The organism is Phyllobacterium phragmitis (genome assembly GCF_002980495.1).
Taxonomy (GTDB): domain Bacteria; phylum Pseudomonadota; class Alphaproteobacteria; order Rhizobiales; family Rhizobiaceae; genus Paramesorhizobium; species Paramesorhizobium phragmitis.
Genome location: NZ_PVBR01000080.1, coordinates 1 through 597, shown reverse-complemented (window position 1 = coordinate 597; position 597 = coordinate 1). Strand labels below are relative to the sequence as shown.

Sequence of the window (597 nt, the reverse complement as noted above, 5' to 3'; positions counted from 1 at the left end):
CGCAACGCCGTCAACGATCGCATCCGTGCCGCCTTCGATGGCGTCGGCGCTTCCGGCGGGACAGTCATGGCCTATGGCGATGGCGGGCCGCAGGCGGTGGCGGCGACCACGGATCGCTTCGCGCTCTGGGGCCAGGGCTTCGGCTCGTGGGGTCACACCAACGGTGACGGCAATGCCGCGCGCCTCAGCCGTTCGACCGGCGGCTTCTTCATCGGCGCCGACGCTCCCGTCTTCGACACCTGGCGCTTCGGCGCGGTCGCGGGCTACAGCAGCACCAGCTTCGACGTGAAGGATCGCGTCTCTTCCGGATCAAGCGACAACTACCATGTCGGGCTTTACGGCGGCACGACCTGGGGCGATCTCGCGCTGCGCACCGGCGTCGCCTACACTTGGCACGACATCTCGACATCGCGCAGCGTGTCCATCCCCGGCGTCAGCGACAGCCTGAAGGGCGGCTACAATGCCGGGACCACGCAGGCGTTCGGCGAACTCGGCTACCGCGTCGCCCTTGGCAGCGTCGCCTTCGAGCCCTTCGCCAACCTCGCCTATGTGAGCCTCGATACGGATGGGTTCACAGAGAAGGGCGGCGTTGCAGCG

1 protein-coding gene is annotated in these 597 nt (G+C 68.0%); it reads left to right on the top strand.

From position 1 onward, the window contains the following. On the top strand, positions 1–597 hold a 597-nt coding region (locus C5748_RS27405; protein ID WP_146119655.1), incomplete at both ends, for an autotransporter outer membrane beta-barrel domain-containing protein.